Origin of the sequence: Paracoccus sp. (in: a-proteobacteria), assembly GCF_047973135.1 — a bacterium.
GTDB lineage: Bacteria > Pseudomonadota > Alphaproteobacteria > Rhodobacterales > Rhodobacteraceae > Paracoccus.
In genome coordinates, this window is sequence record NZ_JBKEBL010000089.1 from 1 (window position 1) to 4,766 (window position 4,766).

5 protein-coding genes are annotated in these 4,766 nt (G+C 62.2%); all 5 read left to right on the forward strand.

The annotated features are described in order from the left end of the window. A partial coding sequence (locus ACK5L9_RS07140) for a transcriptional repressor (protein WP_416910777.1) occupies positions 1-390 on the forward strand: 390 nt, incomplete at its 5' end. Continuing rightward, a complete protein-coding gene (locus ACK5L9_RS07145; protein WP_416910778.1) occupies positions 387-1,454 on the forward strand; it encodes a CobW family GTP-binding protein in 1,068 nt (355 codons plus the stop codon). The genes ACK5L9_RS07140 and ACK5L9_RS07145, both read left to right, overlap by 4 nt. Positions 1,455-1,626: 172 nt before the next feature. Then, complete coding sequence (gene cysS, locus ACK5L9_RS07150; protein ID WP_416910779.1) at positions 1,627-2,985, forward strand: cysteine--tRNA ligase; 1,359 nt, start codon at positions 1,627-1,629, stop codon at positions 2,983-2,985. Then, complete coding sequence (gene yidD, locus ACK5L9_RS07155; protein ID WP_416910780.1) at positions 2,982-3,278, forward strand: membrane protein insertion efficiency factor YidD; 297 nt, start codon at positions 2,982-2,984, stop codon at positions 3,276-3,278. The genes cysS and yidD overlap by 4 nt, the downstream gene beginning before the upstream one ends. Beyond that, on the forward strand, positions 3,256-4,766 hold a 1,511-nt coding region (gene thrS / locus ACK5L9_RS07160), incomplete at its 3' end, for a threonine--tRNA ligase (RefSeq protein ID WP_416910781.1). The genes yidD and thrS, both read left to right, overlap by 23 nt.

Sequence of the window (4,766 nt, forward strand, 5' to 3'; positions counted from 1 at the left end):
GTGCTGCGGGAGTTCAATGGCCCGGTCGGTGCCTATGATTTGCTAAGAGCCCTGGGGCAAAAACTGGGGCGACCTCTTGCCCCGCCGACCGCATACCGAGCGCTGGAGTTCTTGCTGGAACAGGGTTTTGTCCGTCGGATCGAGACCCGCAACGCGTTCGTCCCAAGTCCGAACCCGGAGGAGAGCAATACCGGCGTCTTCTTTCTATGCAACCATTGCGGCGCGACAGTCGAGGCCGAGGCCGGGGGGCTGGCAGATGTCCTTGCCCAGAGTGCTGCGTCGCTGGGTTTCGACATCGGGCGCAGGGTGGTCGAGTTGCAGGGGACTTGCGCGGATTGCCAGAACAGCGCGGCGATTGAATACCCCCAAGCAAGGGGAAGGCGCGGATGACTGACCGCCCATCCGCGCTTGTTCCAATAACCCTGCTGACCGGTTTTCTGGGAAGCGGCAAAACGACGGTCCTGAACACTTTGCTACGACATCCCGAGTTCGGTCGCACGGCGGTGATCGTGAACGAGTTCGGTGAGATCGGACTGGATCATGAGTTGGTTGTGTCGTCCACCGAGTCGATGGTTTTGCTGCAATCCGGCTGCATGTGCTGCGCGTTGCGCGGCGATCTGCTTGACACGCTGATCGAACTGGGCAAGCGCCGCGAGGCCGGGGACCTGGATTTCGGGCGAGTGGTCATCGAGACCACGGGTCTGGCCGATCCGGCCCCGATCCTTCACACCCTGCTGACAAGCAGAGACCTGTCCGAACAGTTCGCCGTGGATGGCGTAGTGGTAACGGTCGACGCGGCCACCGGACCCGACAGCCTGAAGCGCCACGAGGAGGCCCGGCGGCAAGTCGCCCTGGCGGATCTTGTTCTGCTGACCAAGACCGACCTGCCCGAATCCCAGGAAGATATGGTTCGGAAGGAAATCTCTGTGCTGAATGCCGCAGCACCCGTCGAGTCTGTTATCAATGGCAACCTGAAGCCGTCCCTGTTGACGGGGCTGGGGCATTTTGACCTTTTCATGAAATCACAAACTGCACAGGACTGGCTGCGCCAGGAGGCCGTTCCTTCTCTGAAACTCGGCAACATTGACGCCTCGATGCATCTGAACGCGATCCGGTCGGTCTCTTGGGTAATCGACGAGCCGCTTTCAGCGTCGGCATTTGATTTCTGGATGGACCTCCTGATGGCCCGCAGAGGAGGCGATATCCTGCGCTTCAAGGGCCTTATCCATCTGTCGGATGTGCCGTATCCCTTTGTAGTGCACGGCGTTCAGCACATCTTTCATCCTCCGGTGCTGCTGAAAGACTGGCAGGGCGATGATCGCCGCACGAAACTGGTCATGATCGTGAGGGATTTCACCGATCCGGAGTTGCAAGAACTCCTGACGTCTCTGACCGCCCTTGAGGTGACAGAACACACGCTGCCCGGCGCCTATCTGTCTGCGGAGGTGGTATGATGATGACGGGGAACACCGCAAGCAGATTTCAAGGAGGGGGCGGCTCTGGGGGCGCGGCGAGAAGATTCCTTTGTTCCATTCGCGGAACCGGCTTCGCGCGGCATGGGCCAAAGGCCCGATTGGTTATCGAGCCTGCCGCTTTCATTCCCGCCTTGTTTGCAAGAGACACCAGATGCCCCTCACTTTGACAAACAGCATGGGCGGCGGGAAGCAGCCTTTTACCCCGCACGATCCGCGCGAGGTGCGGATGTATGTCTGCGGTCCGACGGTCTATAACTATGCCCATATCGGAAACGCCCGCCCTGCGGTGGTATTCGACGTGCTGGTGCGGGTGCTGGAGCGGCATTTCGGGCGGGTGGTTTATGCCCGCAACCTCACGGATGTGGATGACAAGATCAATGCGACCGCCGCCGAGGCGGGTGTGCCGATCTCGGCGATCACAAAGCGGTTCGCGACCGCTTATCGCGCCGATATGGCGGCGTTGGGTGTGCGTCCGCCAACCATCGAGCCGAAAGTTACTGACCACATTCCGCAGATCATCGGCCTGATCGGGCGGCTTCTGGCCGCAGGCCATGCCTATGAGGCGGCGGGCCATGTCCTCTATCACGTCCCGTCGTTTCCGGAATATGGCGCGCTCTCTCGCCGCAAACGCGATGAGATGATCGCGGGTGCGCGGGTCGAGGTTGCGCCGTTCAAACGCGATCCGACGGATTTCGTGCTGTGGAAACCATCCGACGACACCCAGCCCGGCTGGGACAGCCCATGGGGGCGCGGTCGGCCCGGCTGGCATATCGAATGCTCGGCGATGATCGAGCATCATCTGGGCAATCCCATAGACATCCATGGCGGTGGCATGGACCTGCAATTCCCGCACCATGAGAACGAGATCGCCCAAGGGACGCGCGCCCGCTTCTGGATCCATAACGGTTTCGTCACCGTAGAGGGGCGCAAGATGTCAAAGTCGCTTGGCAATGTGCTGCTTATGCGCAGTTTGCTGGAACAGGCACCGGGCGAGGCGGTGCGGCTCGCGCTGCTGTCGGCGCATTACCGCCAGCCGCTCGGCTGGACGGCGCAGACCCTGCCACAGGCGGTCAGGACGCTGTCGCGGCTCTATGCGGCCATCGGAGACGGGCCGGGCGAGGTCCGTCTGACGCCAAAAAGCCCACTGCTGGCGCGTTTCCGCGCGGCGCTGGATGACGACCTGAACACCCCCTTCGCGCTGGCGGAACTGTTCTCTCTTGCCGACATGGCCCGGTCCGTCGGTGCTGACCTGCGCCCGCGCCATGTCGCGGCATTGGTCGAGGCGGGGGCGGAACTGGGGCTGTTGCAAAAGTCCGAAAGTCAGTGGCAGGCCGAATTGGCGGCTTGCGGCACCGGTACCGCTGACGAGACCCGGATAAGGGTGCTGCGTGACGAACGCGCCACCGCGCGTGCCCGCCGCGATTTTGTAACCGCCGACCGTATCCGCAACGAGTTGCTGGCCCTTGGCGTAACGGTCGAGGATCAGGCGCTGGCGGTGCAGGACACATGAGCGGGCGCGGCAATATTCTGTCCCGCACCGCCTCGATGGGCATGGTTGGTGTTGTCCGGGCCTATCAACTTGGGCTTTCGCCGTGGTTCGGCCATGCCTGCCGGTTCCAGCCGACCTGTTCCTCCTATGCCATCGACGCGATCAAGCGCCATGGCCCTGCCAAAGGCGGTGCCTTGGCCGCATGGCGCATCGCCCGCTGCAATCCTTTCGGCGGTGCCGGTCATGACCCGGTTCCGCCCGTTTCCAGGCTTCAAGACAATGAGAGGACCGATGATCCACATCACCCTGCCTGACGGCACCATCAAGGAATTTGCACAGCCCGTCAGCGGTGCCGATCTGGCGGCGGGCATTGCGCCATCGCTGCGCAAAAATGCGGCGGCGGTCGCGGTTGACGGGGTTGTGGGCGATCTGTCTGCGCCGCTTGAACGCGATGCCGGGGTGGAAATCTTGACCCGCGACGACCCGCGTGCGCTGGACCTGATCCGCCATTCTGCCGCCCATGTGCTGGCCGAGGCTGTGCAGGCCCTGTTTCCCGACGCACAACCCACCATCGGGCCTGTAATCGAACATGGTTTTTTCTACGACTTCGCTACCGACCGCCCCTTCACCCCCGAGGATCTGCCGGGGATCGAGGCAAAGATGCGCGAGATCATTGCTCGGAATGCCCGGATCACCCGAGAGGAATGGACCCGCGATCAAGCCCGCGCGCATTTTGCGGCACAGGGGGCGAACTACAAGCAAGAGCTGATCGACGCCATTCCCGAGGGCCAGCCCATCGGCATCTACCGGCAGGGCGACTGGCTGGATCTGTGCCGCGGCCCGCATCTGGTCGGCACGGGGCAGATCGGCGGTGCCTTCAAGCTGACGCATGTGGCCGGCGCTTATTGGCGCGGCGATGCGAAGAACGCCATGCTCTCGCGCATCTATGGCGTTGCCTTTGCGGCGCAACCCGATCTTGACGCGTATCTGAAGATGCTGGCCGAGGCAGAAAAGCGCGATCACCGCCGCCTTGGCCGCGAGATGGACCTGTATCACTTTCAGGAAGAGGCTCCGGGCGCGGTTTTCTGGCACCCCAAGGGCTGGCGGATGTTCCAGACCCTGATTGGCTATATGCGCGAAAAGCAGACCCGCGCTGGCTACGACGAAGTGAATACCCCGGACATCATGGATCGCGGCCTGTGGGAGACATCGGGCCACTGGCAGAACTATCGCCCGAACATGTTCCTCACCAAGACCGAGGACGAACGCGAATTCGCGCTGAAGCCGATGAACTGCCCGGGTCACATGCTGCTCTACCGGCATGAGAGCCGCAGTTATCGCGACCTGCCGATGAAGCTGGCCGAGTTCGGCAAGGTGCATCGTTATGAACCTTCGGGCGCGCTGCACGGGTTGATGCGGGTGCGGTCGTTCACGCAGGATGATGCGCATATCTTCTGCACGGTGGATCAACTTACCGAGGAATGCGTCAAGGTCAATGACCTGATCCTGTCGATCTATAGCGACTACGGGTTTTCGGACATCCGGATAAAGCTTTCCACCCGCCCCGAAAACCGCATCGGTGCAGACGAGACCTGGGACCGCGCCGAGGACGCCTTGCGCGAGGCGCTGCGGGTCGCGGGCCAGCCCTTCACCATTTTCGAAGGCGAAGGCGCGTTCTATGGGCCGAAGCTGGAATATGTCCTGCGTGATGCAATCGGGCGTGACTGGCAATGCGGCACGCTTCAGGTGGATTTCAACCTGCCGGAACGCTTTGGTGCCACCTATGTAGCGCCCTCGGGCGA

Excerpts from the sequence above, each read along its gene's own strand:
- yidD (WP_416910780.1), top strand. The coding sequence starts at position 2,982 with ATGAGCGGGCGCGGCAATATTCTGTCCCGCACCGCCTCGATGGGCATG.
- ACK5L9_RS07145 (WP_416910778.1), top strand. The coding sequence starts at position 387 with ATGACTGACCGCCCATCCGCGCTTGTTCCAATAACCCTGCTGACCGGT.
- cysS (WP_416910779.1), top strand. The coding sequence starts at position 1,627 with ATGCCCCTCACTTTGACAAACAGCATGGGCGGCGGGAAGCAGCCTTTT.